The sequence below is a fragment of the Bacteroides sp. QWL-09 genome (assembly GCF_058683585.1).
Genome location: NZ_CM178748.1, coordinates 3,374,913 through 3,396,772, shown reverse-complemented (window position 1 = coordinate 3,396,772; position 21,860 = coordinate 3,374,913). Strand labels below are relative to the sequence as shown.

Annotated in this window: 20 protein-coding genes; 9 read left to right on the top strand and 11 right to left on the bottom strand. The window is 41.4% G+C overall.

The annotated features are described in order from the left end of the window. Positions 1-107: 107 nt before the first annotated feature. Positions 108-1,922: an AMP-dependent synthetase/ligase gene (locus tag AC4PG5_RS13645; RefSeq protein WP_492030771.1), complete on the top strand. Its 1,815-nt coding sequence runs from the start codon at positions 108-110 to the stop codon at positions 1,920-1,922. Between the two features lie 105 nt (positions 1,923-2,027). Here AC4PG5_RS13645 and AC4PG5_RS13640 read toward each other — a convergent pair whose 3' ends face one another. The 10 genes from AC4PG5_RS13640 to AC4PG5_RS13595 all read right to left on the bottom strand — a co-directional run bounded on the left by AC4PG5_RS13640 (position 2,028) and on the right by AC4PG5_RS13595 (position 11,613). Continuing rightward, positions 2,028-4,229 (bottom strand): tetratricopeptide repeat protein, encoded by a 2,202-nt coding sequence (locus AC4PG5_RS13640; RefSeq protein ID WP_492029406.1) that lies wholly within the window; start codon positions 4,227-4,229, stop codon positions 2,028-2,030. Between the two features lie 157 nt (positions 4,230-4,386). After that, entirely contained in the window at positions 4,387-5,646 is a 1,260-nt protein-coding gene (locus AC4PG5_RS13635) for a phosphoglycerate kinase (RefSeq protein ID WP_492029405.1), read from the bottom strand. A gap of 88 nt (positions 5,647-5,734) precedes the next feature. Further along, positions 5,735-6,409, bottom strand: a complete 675-nt coding sequence (nth, locus tag AC4PG5_RS13630) for an endonuclease III (protein ID WP_492029404.1) — start codon at positions 6,407-6,409, stop codon at positions 5,735-5,737. Then, positions 6,406-7,605, bottom strand: coding sequence for an MFS transporter (locus AC4PG5_RS13625; protein ID WP_492029403.1), 1,200 nt, complete (start codon positions 7,603-7,605; stop codon positions 6,406-6,408). Before AC4PG5_RS13625 ends, nth begins: the two co-directional genes overlap by 4 nt. Before the next feature lie 80 nt (positions 7,606-7,685). Further along, positions 7,686-8,705 carry a phenylalanine--tRNA ligase subunit alpha gene (pheS, locus tag AC4PG5_RS13620; protein WP_492029402.1) on the bottom strand — a complete coding sequence of 340 codons (1,020 nt, stop codon included), beginning with the start codon at positions 8,703-8,705 and terminating at the stop codon, positions 7,686-7,688. 111 nt (positions 8,706-8,816) lie between these two features. After that, on the bottom strand, positions 8,817-9,398 hold the full coding sequence (locus tag AC4PG5_RS13615; RefSeq protein ID WP_492030770.1) for a Maf-like protein: 582 nt from the start codon (positions 9,396-9,398) through the stop codon (positions 8,817-8,819). A gap of 47 nt (positions 9,399-9,445) precedes the next feature. Further along, a complete protein-coding gene (locus tag AC4PG5_RS13610; protein WP_492029401.1) occupies positions 9,446-9,967 on the bottom strand; it encodes a KdsC family phosphatase in 522 nt (173 codons plus the stop codon). Continuing rightward, positions 9,948-10,742: a Rossmann-like and DUF2520 domain-containing protein gene (locus AC4PG5_RS13605; protein ID WP_492029400.1), complete on the bottom strand. Its 795-nt coding sequence runs from the start codon at positions 10,740-10,742 to the stop codon at positions 9,948-9,950. The genes AC4PG5_RS13610 and AC4PG5_RS13605 overlap by 20 nt, the downstream gene beginning before the upstream one ends. After that, positions 10,739-11,074, bottom strand: coding sequence for a hypothetical protein (locus AC4PG5_RS13600; RefSeq protein ID WP_492029399.1), 336 nt, complete (start codon positions 11,072-11,074; stop codon positions 10,739-10,741). The genes AC4PG5_RS13605 and AC4PG5_RS13600 overlap by 4 nt, the downstream gene beginning before the upstream one ends. Before the next feature lie 2 nt (positions 11,075-11,076). Continuing rightward, complete coding sequence (locus tag AC4PG5_RS13595; protein WP_492029398.1) at positions 11,077-11,613, bottom strand: nitroreductase family protein; 537 nt, start codon at positions 11,611-11,613, stop codon at positions 11,077-11,079. Between the two features lie 226 nt (positions 11,614-11,839). On the opposite strand from AC4PG5_RS13595, the gene AC4PG5_RS13590 reads away from it, so the two are divergent. From AC4PG5_RS13590 to AC4PG5_RS13555, 8 genes are all read left to right on the top strand, one after another. Then, on the top strand, positions 11,840-12,829 hold the full coding sequence (locus tag AC4PG5_RS13590) for a GNAT family N-acetyltransferase (RefSeq protein ID WP_492029397.1): 990 nt from the start codon (positions 11,840-11,842) through the stop codon (positions 12,827-12,829). A gap of 193 nt (positions 12,830-13,022) precedes the next feature. Continuing rightward, entirely contained in the window at positions 13,023-13,427 is a 405-nt protein-coding gene (gene mce, locus AC4PG5_RS13585) for a methylmalonyl-CoA epimerase (protein WP_492029396.1), read from the top strand. Positions 13,428-13,539: 112 nt separating this feature from the next. After that, a complete protein-coding gene (locus AC4PG5_RS13580; protein ID WP_492029395.1) occupies positions 13,540-15,093 on the top strand; it encodes an acyl-CoA carboxylase subunit beta in 1,554 nt (517 codons plus the stop codon). 20 nt (positions 15,094-15,113) lie between these two features. Beyond that, positions 15,114-16,025, top strand: coding sequence for a lamin tail domain-containing protein (locus tag AC4PG5_RS13575; protein ID WP_492029394.1), 912 nt, complete (start codon positions 15,114-15,116; stop codon positions 16,023-16,025). A 28-nt stretch (positions 16,026-16,053) separates the two neighbouring features. Continuing rightward, the gene (locus AC4PG5_RS13570; protein ID WP_492029393.1) at positions 16,054-16,491 is read left to right on the top strand and encodes a biotin/lipoyl-containing protein; all 438 of its coding nucleotides are present in this window, start codon (positions 16,054-16,056) and stop codon (positions 16,489-16,491) included. A 2-nt stretch (positions 16,492-16,493) separates the two neighbouring features. Beyond that, positions 16,494-17,654, top strand: a complete 1,161-nt coding sequence (locus AC4PG5_RS13565; RefSeq protein WP_492029392.1) for a sodium ion-translocating decarboxylase subunit beta — start codon at positions 16,494-16,496, stop codon at positions 17,652-17,654. A gap of 175 nt (positions 17,655-17,829) precedes the next feature. Next, positions 17,830-19,143, top strand: a complete 1,314-nt coding sequence (locus AC4PG5_RS13560; RefSeq protein ID WP_492029391.1) for a tetratricopeptide repeat protein — start codon at positions 17,830-17,832, stop codon at positions 19,141-19,143. Between the two features lie 101 nt (positions 19,144-19,244). After that, the gene (locus AC4PG5_RS13555) at positions 19,245-21,095 is read left to right on the top strand and encodes a glycoside hydrolase family 13 protein (protein WP_492029390.1); all 1,851 of its coding nucleotides are present in this window, start codon (positions 19,245-19,247) and stop codon (positions 21,093-21,095) included. A gap of 134 nt (positions 21,096-21,229) precedes the next feature. On the opposite strand, the gene AC4PG5_RS13550 is transcribed toward AC4PG5_RS13555, so the two are convergent. Next, a complete protein-coding gene (locus AC4PG5_RS13550; protein ID WP_492029389.1) occupies positions 21,230-21,850 on the bottom strand; it encodes a hypothetical protein in 621 nt (206 codons plus the stop codon). Positions 21,851-21,860 lie beyond the last annotated feature (10 nt).

Genomic DNA, 21,860 nt, shown 5'->3' with positions numbered 1-21,860 from the left:
TTTTTTAGATAAAGAATGATCATTTAAAGGCCTTTTTTGTTATATTTATGAAACATCCTTATGACAAAAGTCTACTCAATGAGCAACAACCCTTAATCGCAGAAGCCATGGAAAACCTTCATTTCTCGACATTAATACACCGTCAAGCCAAAAAATATGGAAGTAAGGTGGCTCTCAAATACAAACATAACGGGCATTGGATGCCTATCAGTTGGAACGAGTTCTCGGCTCAAGTCAAACTCAATGCTCAAGCTTTAGCTTACTTTGGGGTGCAGGAACAAGAGAATATCGGTCTTTTCTCGCAAAACAGACCGGAATGTTTCTATGTTGATTTCGGTGCCTATGGCAATCGCGCCGTCACCGTTCCGTTTTATGCCACCAGCTCTGCCACACAGATTTGTCACATCATCAATGAGGCCCAAATCAAAATCATGTTTGTAGGCGATCAGGAGCAATACGATACGCTTTATCGGGTGATTGACCAATGTCCGACGCTAAGTAAGATCATTGTCCTAAACACCCAAGCAGTACTGCATTTTGCCGACGGCATCTCCATGCATTACCAGAACTTTATCAAATTAGGGCATGCGCCTTATTATTCCAACACGGCCATCAATCGGGCAGCATCGGCACAACTCGACGACATCGCCAACATTCTTTATACATCGGGAACAACGGGACTTTCCAAAGGCGTTATCCTGACCCATCGAAACTACATCGAGCAGCTGAATAATATGCAGAATGTGATTTCCGACTTATCCGACCAAGATATATCGATCAACTTCTTACCCTTGTCGCACGTCTTCGAAAGAACATGGTGCTACCTTTGCTTCATCAAAGGGATACAAGTCTGCATCAATCAATATCCTACTGAGATACAAGAAACGTTGAAAGAGATACGTCCCACCATTATGTGTGCGGTTCCCCGCTTTTGGGAAAAAATCTACTCCGGCGTACAAGATAAGATCCGTACGAGTCATTGGATGAAAAGACTGATCATGCGGCATGCTTTGAAGATTGGGCAGACTTATCAAATCGATTATCTAAGAGAGAACCGACAGCCTCCGCAACTGCTTCAATTGTTGTATACCTATTATGAGAAAAGAGTGTTCTCTGTCTTAAAAAAGACGATCGGACTCGATCGGGGACGCCTCTTTCCCACCGGAGGAGCGGCTATCCCTGATGAAGTGAATATCTTTGTACATGCCGTCGGCCTTAATCTATTGATCGGTTACGGGTTGACTGAATCGACGGCTGTGGTCTCTTGTACCTTGGAAAGGGGCTATCAGATCGGATCGGTCGGACAAGTCGTACCGGGCGTCGAACTGCAAATCGGACGGGATCATGAGATTTTGATTCGCGGTAAGAGTGTGACACAAGGTTATTATAAGAATCAAGAGGCAACCGACGCCGCGATCGACCATGAGGGATGGTTTCACACTGGTGATGCCGGCTATCTCAAAGATGGTCACCTCTTCCTCACCGAGCGACTGAAAGATCTGTTTAAGACTTCAAATGGGAAATATATTGCTCCACAAGCTCTCGAGACCAAGTTAAGCATAGATCCTTATATCGATCAAGTGGCCATCATCGGCGATCAGCGCAAGTTTGTATCGGCCCTGATCGTACCGGCATTTCCTGCTCTGGAAGACTATGCCTTGGAAGAAGACATCACCTACAGCTCGATGGAAGAATTGCTCAAGAACGACCGGATCATCCTATTCTATACCAAACGAATGAATAAACTGCTGAACGACTTTGCCGGGTTCGAAAAGATCAAAAAGTTCAAACTTCTCACCACCCCTTTCACCATAGAGACTGGGGAGTTGACCAATACATTGAAGCTGAAAAGAAGGGTTATAGAAGAAAAATATAAACAGGAAATCGAAGAAATGTATCAGGAGGAGCCGATATTCCGATAGTGGGAAATTAGGCCTCCACCAGAGTCGTATCTGGAAACCCTCCATTCTGTGAGTAATAAACGGAATGGAGGGTTGTATTTGATTTCGGATCGGCTCCGATCCGGTCTAAATAATATCCATCATCAACGGAAGATCATCTTCCGGAACGCCTTGACGGATCAGATAACTTTCGTCCTTATGGAACATCTCCAAGAAAGAGGATTTATTGCCACATAAGGCTAAAGATTGAGCATATTGTTCAATGGCTTTTTCAAAATGCCCCATCACCCAAAGCACATGCCCCGCATTCATATAGTCAACCGCTGTCGGTTTATGTTGCGCAATCTTTTCATAATATTTCAGAGCTTGTTCGTGCTTGCCCAAAACAAATGAACACCAAGCTACGCCTCGCCAGGCTTTGACAGACGATTCTTCTAAGAAATCGAGTTTGAAAAACATGTTCAGCGCCAGATCATACTGTTCCAACTCAACCAGACAACTTCCGATATTAAAAAGAACCGTTTTATTGTTCGGCAAGACTTGCTCGACTTTCCGGTAATAGTTCAAGGCCTGATCAAAACGATGAGTCAGACGGTAACAATTGGCTAAGTGTCGGTTCAACCAGAGCTGATCGGATTTAATCATGTCTGCACGCAAATAAGCTTCAATAGCCTCTTCATAGCGATTAAGCTTCTGATAGGCATATCCCACTTTCTGATAATAGTCGGAGCTAATGACCGATTGATGACCTTTCAGATGAACCACTTCAAGATATAAATCGAGAGCCTCCAACCAGCGCTCCTTCTTGAAATAGAAGTCGCCTATGCCCACCAAAAGTTCTTCATTGGCCAACAAGTCAGACAGCACGGGAACATGATACAGGTCGAGCTCCTCTCTGAAGAGATCTCTAAACTCATGACGACGCATATTGAGCTTAAAAAATCGATAGAAATCGTGCAGATATTGATTGCTTAAAGTTTCCGGTCGATCGGCATATTTCTTCAAGGTTTCCGCATTCGCCTGATCGCCCATCTCTTCCAACTGTTGGTCGGTAAGCTGACTCAGAAGCACTTCTCTCTGAGACGCCGGCAATTGATCGATCGTAAAGAACAGTGAGTACTTATCGCTATTGCTAAAAAATCCCGAATGGATAATAATAGTTAAGATGCTATTCTTCATCTCTGTCCCTTTCAAGATGTTGACCACTGCAGAGTGATTTTCTTCAAAAGGCAAAAACCAGTTCTGAATCTCCCTAAAGAAAGGATATCCCTTCAACGAAGAGAAGGTACTCATATAAACATCCGCTCCCTCCATCTGCAACTCTCCCATCTCACGCAACTTATCTTCCAGTCCCGAACGTTTGAGTTGTTCTTCCCATTCCGGGTTACGGTCATCCCCTTCTTCATCCGATTCATCAAATCCGAATCGAAAGTTACGCACATTAGGCGTGTTCTTGATCACTTCCGGAATGATTTCTTCACGCATCTTACGGTCAATTTTCTCAGTCTCCTGACAAAAGATGAGTTGCTTATAGATTCGAGCCACATCGGCAGAAAAAGGCACTATCTCTTTAAGTAAGCCAATCTCGCGACTCACCTCGGGATAGATAGATAAACGTTCACGATAGGTGTAGAGCACAAAGACGATGCCCACGACCGAACGTTGTGCCACTTCCGAATGGCTATGTTGGTAGGCTTGTAACAGCCAAAGAAATTTGCGACTATCGAAACATTGCAGAAGACTCATGGTGACGGCACTGACCAATAGACAGAGGTCGTGTGAACGAAGCGTATCAGATCCCAGTGTTGAGTTTGCCAACACCTGGTCGTCCGAACTCCATAAGCTGTTGGTCCAAACCATCAGGAACAGATTTTTCAAAGCTTCTTCATGACGCAAAAAGACCTCTTGTTGTTTCTCGTCGGACAAGAGGCGGCTGACAGATAGATCATCTCCGAACGACTCCAACACGAATAAGGGTTGCTTAAGATCGAGCTGTCGGCTACCGGCACGAAACTCACGTCTCAAGGTATGATAGTAGTGAGAAGAGACACTGTCTAGGGCCTGCAATCGGGCCTGATCGGTGATCTCTAAGGCCTCTCTTAGCAATTGATGATAGAGCACCCCACGTTGAGGATCGGCCACTCCTTGTTTCATATACTGAAGCATATAAGTATAAGAGACTTTCAGGTTATCCAAACGCGTCCGTAATCCCCAATCAGGATACTGGAAGGATAATGACTCCAACTGTTCGAGGACTTCCTTCAATCTCTTCTCTCTAATGAGAGCATAGACATATTTATATTGTTCTTTGACCGATTGTTCATTCATCTTTCTTATACTTTTACCACTCGTTTAAAATAGGGTTATTTAGAAACGAAAAATTCTACTTTCGTAAATACAAATATAGTACCAAAAAACGAAAAAGGCATCTCTTTATAAAAAAGAGATGCCTTCACGATATCTATTTATGATATTTTATCGTCAATTATTCTTTGATCGCTGCGATACCCGGTAGAACTTTACCTTCGATAGCTTCAAGTAATGCACCACCACCTGTCGATACATAAGAAACGCCACTAGCCAAACCGAACTTGTTTACACAAGCTACAGAGTCACCACCACCTACTAATGAGAAGGCACCGTTCTTTGTAGCCTCAACAATCGCTTCACCTACAATGCGTGAGCCTTGAGAGAAGTTCTCGAATTCAAATACACCGGTAGGACCATTCCACAAAATAGTCTTAGAATCTTTGATCACTTTCGAGAAGATTTCCATCGTTTTAGGACCGATGTCAAGACCTTGCCATCCATCAGGAATAGCTGTCTCGTCAGCATATTGAGTATTAGCGTCGTTAGAGAAAGCATCAGCTACTTTTGAATCTACAGCCAATACTAAGTTAACGCCTTTTTCTTTAGCTTTTTTCATCAATTCGATAGCCAAATCCAATTTGTCGTTCTCACAGATTGACATACCGATTGTTCCACCCATTGCTTTTGCAAAAGTGTAGCTCATACCACCGGTGATGATCAAGTTGTCTACCTTGTCCATCAAGTTTTCGATGATCTCGATTTTAGAAGAAACTTTAGAACCACCCATGATTGCAGTAAACGGACGACGAATATCGTTCAATACTTTATCGACAGCAGTAACTTCTTTTTCCATCAAGAAACCGAACATTTTATGATCAGCATCAAAATACTTAGCAATCAGCGCTGTAGAAGCATGAGCACGGTGAGCTGTACCAAACGCGTCATTCACGTAGCAGTCAGCATAAGCAGCCAATTTCTTAGTGAACTCTTTTTGGCTCTCTTTTACAGCCTTTTTAGCAGCAGCTTTTTCTTCGTCTGTTGCATCTTCAGCCAAACCTCTTGGTTTACCTTCCTCTTCAGCATAGAAACGAAGGTTTTCAAGTAGCAGAGCTTCACCTGGTTGCAAAGCAGCAGATTTCACAGCAGCTTCTTCACCCATACAGTCGTTAGCAAACTGAACTTCAACACCCAAAAGTTCTGAAACATGTCCAAGAATATGTTTCAAAGAGAACTTATCAGCAACACCTTTCGGACGACCTAAGTGAGATCCGATGATCAGACTACCGCCATCTCCCAAAATCTTCTTCAAAGTAGGAAGAGCTGCGCGAATACGAGTATCGTCTGTAATGTTAAAGTTTTCATCCAAAGGCACGTTGAAGTCAACGCGAACGAATGCCTTTTTACCGGCAAAATTGAATTTGTCAATTGTTTGCATAATACTTTATATTTTAAAAGTGATAATTTATCTTTTTGATAGACTGCAAAGTTACTATTTTATTTTTTTGTTCGGCACGAATTCTTAACTAAATCTTACGCTTTACAGTCCCTTTTTCTTTATTATAATCTTTTTGAACGTATTTACAGAATGTTTTCAAACCACACGATTCACATTTCGGAGTTCGAGCCATACAAACATAACGACCGTGCAAGATCAACCAATGATGAGCAATAGGTAAAAGTTCTTCCGGGATATGCTTAACCAACTCTTTCTCTACACTTAAAGGGGTGGTACAACGAGATGAAACGAGTCCCAACCGATGGCTCACCCGAAAGACATGAGTATCGACGGGCATAACGCCTTTATGGAACACCACAGATTGAATGACATTCGCCGTTTTTCGTCCCACACCCGGCAGGCGAATTAGTTCCTCCAAAGCATGAGGCACCTCACTCTTAAACTCGCTCACAAGAAGACGAGCCATTCCGACTAAATGCTTCGCCTTATTGTTGGGATAAGAGACACTCCGTATGTACTCAAACACCACTTCGGGAGTCGTAGCAGCTAACGCTTCCGGAGTCGGAAAATCGTAAAACAACTTCGGCGTGACTAGGTTGACCCGTTTATCGGTACACTGTGCCGATAAGATAACGGCCACCAAAAGCTCGTACGGATTTGTATAATCGAGTTCTGTCTCGGCTACCGGTCTATTCTCTTTAAACCAAGCAATCACTTTCTCATAACGTTCTTTGATCCTCATCTCAATCTGTTTTTGTTATAGTGCGGAATAACTTTCGCTCTAAAATAGACGAATGAAATAACTGTCAGACAGGCCCCCCAGAAGTAAGCTCTATCAAACGTACCGACATCGCCCATACAACCTCCCATCAACATGCCGATACCCAAACCGATATCCCATGAAGTCAGATAGGTCGATGTTGCCGTTCCACGTCGATTGTTTGGTGCAAGATTAACAAACAGCGTATTGAACGCCGGGAACATGATACCAAATCCCACACCGAGCACCAAAGCTATAAAAAAGAAAACAATCAGACAAACAGTGGGGTTCCACCGGACAATAAAAACACAAAAAGATAACAGAAAAAAAGAAAAAATAACAAGTAGCAAACCAATAGAGATGGCTTGAGTCAGACGGCCTCGATCGACTTGTTTACCGGAGAAAATACGCGACACGGCCATCCCAATGGCCATCAGCGTAAAAAAGAAGCCAATAGGAGCTTGTAAATTGAGATCACGAGCATACATCGCTACATAGTTCGTCGTCATCCCATAAGGAACAGACAACAGCAACAAACAAATACCGGCCGGTACGCCTTTCAATAAAATAAAACGATCAAACGACAAGGCTTCCCGCTTTAATGTTGGATGATAAGGAACTTTCACCAAAGAAGCTGCCAAAAGCCCCAAAAGGCAAACGCCCAATCCGAGGGCAAAAATGGAAAGAAACGGTACCCCTCCATCATGTAAAAAGAGCCCGGTCATAGGTCCTACCGACATGGCCGTATTGTTAGTCAGCCCGTAATAGCCCAATCCTTCTCCACGACGCGAGGCCGGGATGATATCGATCACTAAGGTGTTTCCACCAACCGTAACCATGCCAAAGGCAACGCCTTGAATGACCCGAAACAAAATGAAAAATGAAAGGACTCCGGCTAGAATATATCCCATGAACATGGATGCAAAGAGAAAATAGGCAAACAGATAGAATGGCCTTCGCGAAAACGTATCGAGTAAATAACCAGAGAACGGCCTTATGCACAAGGCAGCAATCGAATAAGACGAGAGGACCAACCCAATGGTCGAACCACCTGCTTTAAAAAATTCAGAGAGATAAAAAGGGAAAACAGGAATCAAAAGCCAAAAGCCAAAATACAACAAGAAATTGGCTATCAGTATGAAACAATAGTTTCGACTCAATAATCGATCTTTCTCCATAATCATCTGTATAAAAAAAGTTTGCCAACCCATCAATGTTTTGATGGATTGGCAGGACCAATATCTAAAAAACGAAGCTCCTAATAGGCTGCTTCAAATTCTTTCAAGAAACGCGTATCATTTTCCGAAAACAGACGTAAATCCTTCACTTGATATTTCAAGTTCGTAATACGTTCAACGCCCATACCCAATGCATATCCACTGTAAACCTTGCTATCAATTCCATTCGATTCGAGAACATTCGGATCGACCATACCACAACCGAGGATTTCCACCCAACCAGTGTGCTTACAGAACGGACAACCCTTACCTCCACAGATGTTACAACTGATGTCCATTTCGGCACTTGGCTCTGTAAATGGGAAATAAGAAGGACGCAAACGGATTTTAGTTTCGCTACCAAACATCTCTTTAGCAAAAAGCAACAAGACCTGCTTCAAATCGGTAAACGAAACATCTTTATCGATATAAAGAGCCTCTACCTGATGGAAGAAGCAGTGTGCACGATAGCTGATCGCTTCGTTACGATACACACGTCCCGGACAGATAATGCGAATAGGAGGTTGAGAAACTTCCATCACACGACTCTGTACCGAAGAGGTATGAGTACGAAGTAAGACGTCGGGACGAGATTCGATAAAGAACGTATCCTGCATATCACGAGCCGGATGATCTTCTGCAAAGTTCAAAGCCGAAAAGACATGCCAATCGTCCTCAATCTCCGGTCCTTCGGCAATACTAAAGCCCAAACGACCAAAGATATCAATGATTTCATTTTTTACAATAGACAAAGGGTGACGTGTACCCAACTCCATCGGATAAGCCGTACGAGTTAAATCCAATCCTTCAGCGCCATGATCTTGAGCTTCAAACTGCTCTTTCAACGCGTTGATGCGTTCTTGTGCTTTTGTCTTTAGCTCGTTGAGTTTCATGCCCACCTCTTTCTTTTGTTCGGCAGGTACATTACGAAAATCGGCCATCAACTCATTAATGGCTCCCTTCTTACTTAGGTATTTGATGCGAAGTGATTCAAGCTCTTCAGCATTAGAAGCCACTATAGCCTCCACCTCTTTCAGAAGTTGTTCTATCTTAGCGATCATATTTTTGATATATTATTATTTACAGACTATAAAACCGTGCAAAGATATAACTTTATCGTGAGACTTTGAAATAAATTTTCTTCAAGATCTATTTTTTAATCCATTCCCCGCTTACCAAGATTTCAGTTCTTGATAAAGCCGTTGAATGGGAAGTCCCATGATGTTATAAAAGCTTCCGGAGATAAACTTAACCCCAATATAACCAATCCATTCCTGGACCCCATACGCTCCGGCTTTATCCATCGGATTGAAGCGATCAACATAATAAGCGACCTCCTCTTCCGTCAAATCATCGAAAACCACTTCGGAAGTCGACGTAAAGGTCTTTTGAGTTTGCTGTGTCGTGAGGCAAACGCCGGTAATGACTTGGTGCGACTTTCCAGACAAAGATCGAATCATCCGAATAGCTTCCTCGCGATCTTGAGGTTTACCAAGCACCCGGGCCTCGCTCCACACAATGGTGTCAGCCGTGATCACTAACTCATCGGTCGCCATTGTTGTCCGATAAGCATCAGCTTTAGCTTTACAGATGTAAGCCGGGATCTCTTCAGCCGATAAATGTTCTGGGAACGATTCATCGATATCTGGAAGCGTGCGAACCGCATAGTCAATTCCCAGCCCCGAGATCAGTTCTTTCCGTCGGGGAGAGTTCGACGCTAATATTATGGAATATTTTTGTAAATTTTCAAGTATCATATTGTATCAGTATATTCTCTTCTTTGATCCACATCTCAAACCTACTACCACCCGAAAGCATCATCCGACAACCATTTGCCTTGTGCTTTCAAGACTTGCTCGATCACATCACGACCACAACCGTAGCCGCCATTAACATGCGAGATATATCGAGCAAGTGATTTAACTTCCGGCGCAGCATCCTTGGGGCAGCAAGGTAAACCACAAACTTTCATCACCTCCATATCCGGAATATCGTCTCCCATATAGAGAATCTCGTCATCTTTCAAACCGTGTTTATCACGAAAATCACAATAATCATGAATCTTCACAGAAGATCCCATATAAAGATTCGCAATTCCCAATCCGGCAAAACGAAGACGAACTGCTTCAGTGCGTCCTCCGGTAATGATGGCAATATGCAAACCACGCTTTACAGCCAACTGTAAAGCATACCCATCTTTAATATTAACGGTGCGCATCGGTTCACCCGAGGGGTGTAGTGGAATCATATCGGCACTTAACACGCCGTCGACATCAAAAGCCAACGCTTTAATGTGCGATAAATCATAATTGATGGTGCTCATGAATACTTTTGCTTAGAAGTTTATAAATATCGTGTAAAGCCGGATCACTCTCAAGCATAGACAAGTGGTTATTAATCACATTTTCGTCATACCGCATGGCTGGTCCGGTTTGTGCATCAATAGGTTTAATCTCATGCACCTTTCTCGCTGTCTCATCAATTAAAGGCAACATCACCTCGAATGGTAAGTCGTTCTTCTGAAGCAAATCCGCAGCAAGGACATACATATGATTCGTAAAGTTGCAGATAAACACAGCCGCAAGATGTAAACTTTTACGCTGTTCAGAAGTTGCTACATGAACGTTAGGAGACAGCGTAGAGGCTATCGCCTTTAAGAAAGTCAAATTCTCCTCCGAGTTTGCCTCTAGAAAAATTGGAATATCCTTAAAATCCGCTTCGCGTTGCTTACTGAAGGTCTGCATCGGATAAAACACACCATAGCGTGTAGCCAAGCCTTCAAAGATGTTCATCGGAAGGCTACCGGCCGTATGCACAAACAAAGCGTCAGGCTTATTGGCCACAATACGTGGTAAAAGTTCGGCAAGCACAGCGTCCTTTAAAGCCACAACATACAATTTTGCCGTTGTGACCACTTCATCAAAATTCGTCGTATAATCGGCCTCCACTTTATTGGCCAATAACTTTGCAGACTCTTCAGTTTGGCTATAGATCTGCACAATACGAAATCCCTTACGATAAATAGCTTTCGCCAAGTTAGTCGCTAGATTTCCAGCTCCAATAAGGACTATCGGAGTATCTTCTATACTTCTTTTCATCGTTTTGATATCAATAATAAAATACCTCCGGTCAATAATAAGGCCAATGGCAACAAATAACTTGAAAGATTGCCTAAAAGAGCAATCACCAAATCAATATTCATCACTAGCCAAAGCCCGAGCAAAACAATACCGATAGATTTATCACGTTTAAATAATAAAAAGATGACCGAAGTATAAAGTAATAAGTAGTTTTTGTCTGTGATCCATCCGAGTCCGTACAAACTCAATCGGACAAATTTATCGATCATATAAAGTCCCCCGATCAGCATCAAGGCAATCGCAGTGGCTTTATATGTATCCTGATTATTATTTGCTCTGGCAGCACTCATGACTATTGCCCTCCAAATTTGTTAATATGAATCTTTTCCCATTGCAGATGAGCCTCATCGAAGGGTTTACGCTCCATCGCTTTGTGACCGATAGCAATGACCGATAGCACTTGCAACTGCAAAGGAATGTCGAGTACCTCACGTACATATTCATCGGAAGACATTCCGGAAGCCGTATAACGCTCGCGTATTTGCACCCAGCAGCTTCCCAATCCCAAATCTTCAGCTTGCAATTGCACCATGATAGAAGCAATCGAAGCATCCTCAATCCAAACATCACTGGTGAGAGGATCGGCAGTCACCACCAAAGCTAATGCCGCATCGGCAATAAATGCAGAAGAACTTTCCTTGCACAAAGCAAGCTTCTTCAACGTCTCTTTATCATCGACCGCAATAAATTGCCAACAATTCGTGCGTTTCGACGTTGGCGACATCAAAGCAGCCTTCAACAGTGTTACAACCTCTTCTTGAGAGAGTTCTTGGTCGGTAAACTTTCGGGTACTGCGACGTTTCTTTATCAGCTCATTAAAATGTTCCATATCATTTCCTGATTTATAGTTTTTTCGATACTGCATGCAAAGATAAAAAAAACACGTGGAATATAAACATAACAAAAGCTTTAACCCTATTTTGACGAATAAACAAGCTAAAAGAAAATCAAGATGCAATCTAATAGTCACAAAGACAGCTATTTTTCTATTTCAGACAACAAATAAGACCTTCATTTGTTAGACACAAAGAAATAAAGTGATACATTTGTGTAATATGCCATTAAAACTGACCACATATTATCGAGGCGCCGAGATTCCGGACCTACCGGGTAAAGACACCTTTCATTCCAAAGAGTTGTTTCAAATCTATGAAGCGACTTTAGGATATACCCCTCTTCTTCTAGTGGCTAGTTATAACGGCCGCCCCATAGCCAAACTATTGGCCGTCATCCGGAAGCCTCAAAACCATTTTGCGATTACCTTATTTAAAGAATGCCTCGTCTATGGAAACGGCGATTATTTCAATCTCCCGGAGGATTTGGATAAAGAAAGCATTTTTGGCAACTTACTCGAACACCTCACACAAGAAGCTTTGCGCAATTGTTCCTTAATCGAATTTAGAAACATTGAAGGGGCACTCTTTGGGTATAAATATTTTAGAAGCAACCATTACTTTGCCATCAATTGGTTACGAGTCAGAAATTCCCTGCATGACATCCACACTCCTGAAGAACGGTTTAATGCTTCACGCATGCGACAAATCAAAAAAGGATTAAAAAATGGCGCCATTGTTAGCGAAGCAACCACCATCGAAGAAATACACAGCTTCTCAAGAATGCTTCATCGGGTCTATTCCACACGAATTAGGAGATACTTCCCAGATAAAGAGTTTTTTAGGCATATGGATTCGATCCTCATCAAAGGTAAACAAGGCAAAATATTTATTGTAAAATATAAGGACAAAATAATTGGTGGGGCAGTATGTATCTATTCAGGAAGTAGCGCCTATTTGTGGTTTTCGGGTGGCATGCGAAAAACTTATGCTCCGCAATATCCCGGAGTTCTAGCAATTTGGAAGGCTTTTGATGAGGCCTACTCACATGGATTCCGTCATTTAGAATTCATGGATGTGGGTTTGCCCTTTAGAAAACATGGTTATCGTGACTTTGTGTTACGATTTGGGGGTAAACAAAGCAGTACCAGACGGTGGTTTCGTTTCAAATGGACATGGATTAACCGAATCATGATAAAATTGTATATGTAATCCTTAAAAAAGGGGCAATCGACTCCTCAAAATCCGATACGATATTTTATTCAGACGAATGTCTTTTCTTTTCTGCCTCATCTAATGATAATTATTTGCTAATTTATTTCTTTATTATTTAAGAATTGATTTTCTTTGTGCGGGTTTTATACCAATTAAAAACAAATTAGAAATCACATTAAATAATCGCATTATGAAAATTTCTCACATTGAGCATTTAGGAATTGCTGTTAAAAGCATTGAAGAAGCTCTTCCGTACTATGAAAACGTATTAGGTTTGAAGTGTTACAACATTGAGACTGTAGAAGATCAAAAAGTAAGAACTGCTTTTTTGAAGGTAGGCGATACTAAAATTGAGCTTCTTGAGCCGACTTGTCCGGAAAGCACCATCGCTAAATTCATCGAGAACAAAGGTGTTGGTGTTCATCATGTAGCATTTGCTGTGGAAGACGGTGTAGCTAACGCCTTGGCTGAAGCTGAAGGAAAAGAGATCCGTTTAATCGATAAAGCTCCGCGTCAAGGTGCTGAAGGATTAAACATCGCATTTTTACATCCAAAATCAACATTGGGTGTCTTAACAGAACTTTGCGAACACTAAAAAAGAATCGTTGTTTGACCTTTTACATCTTACATCAAATTTACCTTATAATTAATGTAAGCGCAAACTCTCAAACAATAATTATAAATAATCATTTAAATAAATAAATCTCATGAGTAACCAGCTTGAAAAAGTTAAAGAGCTTATTGAACTCCGTTCCCAAGCTCGTTTAGGTGGTGGCGAAAAGGCTATTGAAAAACAACACGCAAAGGGTAAATATACAGCCCGCGAACGCATAGCTCAATTGCTTGACGAAGGTAGTTTCGAAGAATTGGATACATTTGTTGAACACAGATGCACCAATTTCGGCCAGGATAAAAAACATTACCTTGGCGATGGTGTAGTAACCGGTTACGGTACGATCGAAGGAAGACTTGTTTATGTTTTTGCACAAGACTTTACCGTATTCGGAGGATCACTATCTGAAACAATGGCTCAGAAGATCTGCAAAGTAATGGATATGGGTATGAAAATGGGTGCACCGGTTATCGGTATCAACGACTCGGGTGGCGCACGTATTCAAGAAGGTATCAACGCTTTGTCTGGTTATGCTGAAATCTTCCAACGTAACATCATGGCTTCAGGTGTTATTCCCCAGATCTCAGGAATCTTCGGTCCTTGTGCCGGTGGTGCTGTATATTCACCTGCATTGACCGACTTTACTTTGATGACAGAAGGTACTTCATATATGTTCTTAACTGGCCCTAAAGTTGTAAAAACTGTAACCGGTGAAGATGTTTCTCAAGAAGATCTTGGTGGTGCAAGTGTACACGCTTCTAAATCGGGTGTAACTCACTTCACTGCTAAAACAGAAGAAGAAGGTTTGACTATTATCCGCAAACTATTAAGCTTTATTCCTCAAAACAACCTTGAAGAAGCTCCTCTAGTTGTCTGTAACGACCCTATTGACCGTATGGATGATCTATTGAATGAAATCGTTCCTGATAGCCCAAATAAACCTTACGATATGTATGAGGTGATCGGTGCAATCGTCGACAATGGTGAATTCTTGGAAGTTCAGAGAGACTATGCAAAGAACATTATCATTGGTTTCGCTCGTATGAACGGTCAATCGGTAGGTGTAATTGCCAACCAGCCTAAATACTTAGCCGGTGTATTGGATAGCAATGCTTCACGTAAAGGTGCTCGTTTCGTTCGTTTCTGCGACGCATTCAACATTCCTTTGGTGACTTTGGTTGACGTACCAGGCTTCCTTCCTGGAACAGGACAAGAATACAATGGTGTTATCCTTCACGGTGCTAAACTTCTTTATGCATATGGTGAAGCTACTGTACCTAAAGTAACTGTTACTTTACGCAAATCATACGGTGGTTCACATATCGTAATGAGCTGTAAGCAACTTCGTGGCGACATGAACTACGCATGGCCAACTGCAGAAATCGCTGTAATGGGTGGTGCCGGTGCTGTAGAAGTATTGTACGCCAAAGAAGCAAAAGCACAAGAAAACCCTGCACAATACTTGGCTGACAAGGAAGCAGAATACACTAAATTGTTTGCTAATCCTTACAATGCAGCTAAATATGGTTATATCGATGACGTTATCGAACCAAGAAATACACGTTTCCGTGTTATTCGCGCATTGCAACAATTGCAAACTAAAAAGTTAACTAATCCGGCTAAAAAGCACGGTAATATTCCATTGTAACAAATTAAAAACAGATTGTTATGAATAAAAAAAGATTCGGAATATTTATCGCGTTACTAGCAATCGTTTGCTTCGGCGTAAAAGCGCAAAGCACTACCAGCTTGAGAATTAATGAAGTTTTGGTAGTTAACGAGCAAAACTTTCAGGACGATTATGGTATGCATAGTGCATGGATTGAAATTTTCAATACTTCTTATGCTACAGTCGACTTAAAAGGATGCTATCTGACAAACGATAAAAACAATCCGACTAAATACTCGATTCCCAAAAGCGATGTTTTGACTCAGATCAAACCTCGTCAACATGCTCTATTTTGGGCTGATGGAATACCTTCAAGAGGTACATTCCACATTAACTTTACCCTCGATCCAACTAAAGACAACTATATTGCTTTATACGATTCGAATGGTAAAACTCTAATTGATGAAATCACCATCCCTGCCGGACAAGTTGCCGATCATTCTTATGCTCGTGAACAAGACGGTAGTGCGACATGGGTTATTAAAGGTTATGGAGACCATAGCTACGTGACTCCAAGTACTAATAACATGACTATCGACAAAAATATAAAAGTCGAGAATTTCCGGACACAAGATAGTATTGGTATCGGAATGTCTATTATAGCAATGTCTGTAGTATTTCTAGGACTACTACTCTTGTTCCTTTCATTCAAACTTGTTGGTTACATTGCAACAACGTTGAGTAAACGTAACGCTATGAAAGCAGCTGGCATCACAGACATGAAGGAGGCTGAGAAGCAAAATATCGGTAGCAACTCTGCCGACGAAATTGCTGCGATTGCCATGGCTATGCACGAATTTCAAAACGATGCTCACGACATAGAAGATATGATCTTAACCATCAACAGAGTAAAACGTACCTACTCTCCTTGGAGTTCGAAAATTTACACTTTACGTAGAAACCCTAGATAGTTAATTTTTCATCAAACAGAACAATACAATGAAAGAATATAAATATAAAATTAATGGCAACCTTTATAATGTTGTCATCAATGATGTAGAAGACAACATTGCCAATATCGAAGTAAACGGCACACCTTATAAAGTAGAGATGGAAGCACCAGTGAAAGCTCCTGCTCCAAAACCGGTTACTCGTCCGGCTGCTGCACCAAAAACTGAAATTGGCGCTCCTGTGGTTAGTCAACCTTCTGCTGCAGCCCCAAGAAAAGACGGCGTTAAATCTCCACTTCCTGGGGTAATCCTTGACATCAAGGTTAAAGAAGGTGATGTTGTGAAAAAAGGACAAACAGTGATTATCCTTGAAGCCATGAAAATGGAGAACAACATCAACGCAAACAAAGATGGTAAAATTATTGAAATTAAAGTAAACAAAGGAGATTCTGTATTGGAAGGTACAGACCTCGTAATCATTGAATAATTATGGGAGATTTCTTATCATTCTTAGGGAATAACCTTGTAGACTTTTGGGGATATACCGGGTTTGCCAATGCGACTCCGGGACACTTTGTCATGCTCATCGTCGGATTAATCTTTATCTACCTTGCCGTAGCCAAAGAGTTTGAGCCGATGCTACTTATCCCAATTGGTTTTGGTATTCTCGTCGGCAATATTCCATTTAACTTGGAAGCCGGATTACAAGTAGGTATATATGAACAAGGTTCAGTGCTTAACATTTTATATCAAGGAGTGACCTCTGGTTGGTATCCGCCGTTGATCTTCCTCGGTATCGGAGCTATGACAGACTTTTCTGCACTAATTTCGAATCCGAAACTCATGTTGATCGGTGCTGCAGCACAGTTTGGTATTTTCGGAGCATATATGTTGGCTTTAGTTTTAGGCTTCGAACCTAATCAAGCCGGAGCAATTGGTATCATTGGTGGTGCCGACGGTCCGACCGCTATTTTCCTTTCATCGAAACTTGCTCCTAACTTGATGGGTGCCATTGCAGTCTCGGCCTATTCATACATGGCCTTGGTTCCTGTGATTCAACCACCAATCATGCGTGCATTAACCACTAAACACGAGCGCGTTATTCGCATGAAACCTCCAAGAGCGGTATCACACACAGAGAAAGTTGTTTTCCCAATTATTGGTCTATTGCTAACTACATTCTTAGTTCCTTCAGGTTTGCCATTGTTAGGTATGCTTTTCTTTGGTAACCTATTGAAAGAAAGCGGTGTTACTCGTCGTTTGGCAAATACAGCAAGCGGTCCGTTGATCGATGTGATTACAATCTTGTTAGGTCTTACCGTAGGAGCTTCAACACAAGCTTCTCAATTCTTAACTTGGGATTCTGTAATGATCTTCGGTCTTGGTGCTCTTTCATTTATCATTGCCACCACTTCAGGTGTATTGTTTGTAAAAATATTCAATCTCTTCTTGAAGAAAGACAACCAGATCAACCCATTGATCGGAAACGCCGGTGTATCGGCAGTACCCGACTCAGCACGTATCTCACAGATTGTCGGCTTGGAATATGATCCAACCAACTATCTGTTGATGCACGCTATGGGTCCTAACGTTGCAGGAGTTATCGGTTCGGCAGTTGCAGCAGGTATCTTGCTTGGATTCTTGATGTAATTCGAACTCATAATACATAGAAAAAAGGAAGCGTCTTCTGAAAAGAAGGCGCTTCTTTTCTTTAATACAATCTGTTAAGAATATTAAATTAGGAAGAAATAAAGAATCGAGCTATGAAAAAGTTTTTTACTTTTCCGTATCTTGGCATTTATAAACCTTTTTAAACTAAATGCTTATGAAACGTTTAATATTCTTTTGTACATTCTTCGTTTCTCTGATAACAACCAAGGCACAGAACGTCGAAGCTATCCAACAAGCCATGTCCCAATTTGATTATGAGACTGTAATAACTCTAATCGAAAAAGAAAAGCCAACCACCAAGCTTCTTTTATTAAAAGGGAAAGCACAAAAAGAATTAGGAAATATCGATGAGGCTTTCAAAACTTACCAGAACATATTACAAAACGATTCTGTTAACCAGCAAGCCCTCATTGAAAGTGCCGACTGCTGTAAGAGGCTATACAAATACGATGATGCGTTAAGTTACTATAGAAGAAGTATCGACCATTATCCCAACAATAAATATGTTCGTCTGCAATATATCACCCTTTTAAACAACATGCAGCAATACACCGAAGCTTTCACCGAAAGTAGTCTGTTGGCCGAAAAAGATAGTTCGCTTGCCGTATTACATCTACAAGCTCAAAGTCTAGAAAATATGAAAGATCAAATTGATGCTGCAATAGGCTGTTACCACGTTATCCAAGACAAATATCCGACCGACTATCTAGCCGCCGCAAAACTAGGTAGTCTATATAATACCACAAAGCTATATGAGTATGCCATTGAAGCCACAGAGAAATATCGAGAAAAAGACACGACTAACATTACAGTCAACCGTCAGAATGCCTTTGCATACTGCCTATCGGAAAACTACCCAATGGCTACCCAACGTTATAGTGGATTGATTCAACGCAAAGACAGCAGCTTCCAAACCCTATATTATCTGGGAGTCAGTTATTACGCCATAGATCGATACTACGAAGCACACGACATTCTCGAGAAAGCCAAAGAAAAAGATCCCAACAACATCAGCCTACTCTATTTCCTAGCCCGGTCGTGTGCTAAGACATCATGGAAAGCAGACGGAATTAAATACATGAAAGAAGCGATTGATCTCACGATTCCCAAAGACAGTGCTTTGATTCATCTTTATAAAGGGATGGCCGATTGTTATAAAATGGCAAACCAACCCCAAAACCAAATCAATACACTGCGTGACCTCTATCGTTATGACCGCGATAACCATAAACTTCTTTATGATATTGCTGCCATATATTACCAAACTCTAGTTGATATTGACAATGCCGAGAAATGGCTCAAAACATTCTTAAAGACTCGACAAGCACCCATTGAGAACACCATAACTCCAAATGAGAAAGGCGAAGTAGAGTTTACACTCGACAATTATTATGCTACTGCAGAAAAGTGGCTCAACTCACTCAAAAAAGAACGTTTTTTCAATGAAGGTATAAAAAAGTCAAAATGAAAACGTTTGCATAAATAATAAACCTCTGTCACATAAAAAACGCCCTTTCATTTTTCTAAATCAATTACCTTAGCTCCCGTAATAATTTATAAACTAATATCATGAAAAAAATCTTATTTATCTTAAGTGCGTTATTGCTCTCAATAACAACCTATGCCACTGCAAGTATAGATAAAATTGACCCACCTTTCTGGTATACCGGCATGAAAAGCCCAGAGCTTCAGCTAATGGTATATGGCAAAGGTATCGCCAATGCATCGGTCACCGTCAACTACCCGGGCGTTTCGCTAAGCAGTACCGTAAAATTGGAAAGTCCGAACTATTTACTCATCTATCTCAAACTAGATAAAGATGTCAAACCAGGAAAGGTCAAACTGACTTTTGCCGAAGGGAAAAAGAAATTTACTCGCGATTATGAACTAAAAGCAAGAAAAAGAAAAGCAGCCGACCGTACAGGATTCGATGCCTCTGATGCCCTTTATCTTCTAATGCCCGATCGTTTTGCCAATGGCAATCCGGATAACGATAAAGTAGAAGGAATGTTAGACAGCAAAGTGGACCGCAACGATCCCAGTGCTCGCCATGGAGGTGACCTTGCCGGTATTGCCAACCATTTGGATTATTTCTCTGATTTAGGAGTTACAGCTTTATGGTTTACTCCCGTTTTAGAAAACAATATGGAAGGAGGATCGTATCACGGATACGCCACAACCGATTACTATAAGATCGACCCACGCTTTGGTAGCAATGAAGAATATCGCGACCTAATCGAGAAAGCTCATCAAAAAGGCATCAAAATGGTGATGGATATGATCTTCAACCATTGCGGTTTTGGTCACCAATGGATCAAAGATATGCCTTCAAAAGATTGGTTCAATCACTCTGACTACGAAGACCATTTCGTACAGACTTCTTTCAAACTGACCCCACATGTTGATCCTTACGCTTCGGCTTACGATACCGATCAGATGAACAACGGCTGGTTTGTAAAAGCGATGCCCGACTTAAACCAACGCAACCCACATGTATACAGATATCTGGTACAAAACAGCTATTGGTGGATTGAATATGCCGACATCGACGGTATCCGCATGGACACTTACCCGTATGCCGACTATGATGCCATGAGCAACTGGATGAAGGAGCTTAATGAAGAATATCCGAACTACAACACGGTAGGCGAAACCTGGACCTCCGAACCGGCTTACACCGCTTTCTGGCAAAAAGATTCCAAACTAGCTGCTCCACGCAATAGTTACCTAAAGACAGTCATGGACTTCAGCTTCTTTGATAAAATAAATACAGCCAAAAACGAACAAACCGAAACCTGGTTCAGAGGGCTAGATCGCGTGTACAACAGTTTCGTATACGACTTCCTCTACCCTAACCCGGCTTCAGTCTTGGCTTTCCTCGAAAACCACGATACCGATCGTTTCTTAGGCAACGGCGACAATCTGCCCATGCTTAAACAAGCTTCTGTATTACTGTTGACCACTCGTCGTATTCCACAACTTTACTACGGAACAGAAGTGATGATGAATGGTACAAAATCGGGAAGTGATGGTTATGTACGTAAAGATTTTCCTGGCGGATGGATTGGAGATAAAGCCAATGCATTTACAGCAGAAGGACGCACAGCGCAACAAAACGACTGTTATAACTTCTACAAAAGACTTTTGAATTGGAGAAAAGGGAACGAAATCATTGCTAAAGGAAGTATGACTCAATTCATGGTGCAGCATGGCGTTTATGCTTATACCCGCCAATACAACGGTAAGACAGTGTTCGTCATCCTTAACGGAACAGATCAAGACACCACATTACCATTAAAATATTACCAAGAGATCCTCAAAGATCAAGTTCAAGGTCGTGATGTGCTTACCGGAAAAACCGTCCGATTCGATCAAGACCTAAAAATGTCTCCTCGCGAATCTTTGATCATCGAACTTTAAACAAACGAAAGTTAGGTAGGTATGAAATAGATAAATGTCGTTCATTAAAGTTGGATTTTTAATTAGAGGTAAAAAGTCGTTTCGAGCTATTCGGAACGGCTTTTTATATTTCTCCTTCCACAACTTAGAACGCACTATGAGTTATTCAATAAGATCTTAGAATTCTTCATCACCTCTTTTCTTCTCTTATCTTGTTCATCTTTTAACAAAACGACGATTGCTACAACTAACGTTAAAATAGAAGGAAAGAAAAGATAGTTAACCTCCACAGAAACAAAAGGGATTAATGCATTAATAGTACCTAAGACCAGAAAGATATAGACATAATGGATTCTCGCTAAAAGCAGATGTTTTATTTTCCCTTTTCCATTATATGAAAAGAGCAGCCACATAACATTTGCTCCATAAACAAACAAAAACAACAAAGCACCGGTTACGAACTTCAGAGCCAATGTTTCGAGAAATCCATTCGAATTATTTTTAGCAGACAAGAAGAAAGATTCTACGCCTCCGGCAGGTTGTTCCAACTGATCAAGCAGCTGATCATAAACAGCCTCTATCGCCTCAGGGCTTAAGGCTTTATCAGAGCCAATCTCCTTCCACTCTTTAATCAATCTGATTTTCTTTTCTACATCATCATCCAATCTCTGGTTGACGGAGTAGAACGACAATGCTAAACCGAAAAGAGCTAAGACTACTAACAACTTTGAAGAGAGCCGATTATCAAATAATTTCAATAGAACATCTAATTCCATACTCAAACCT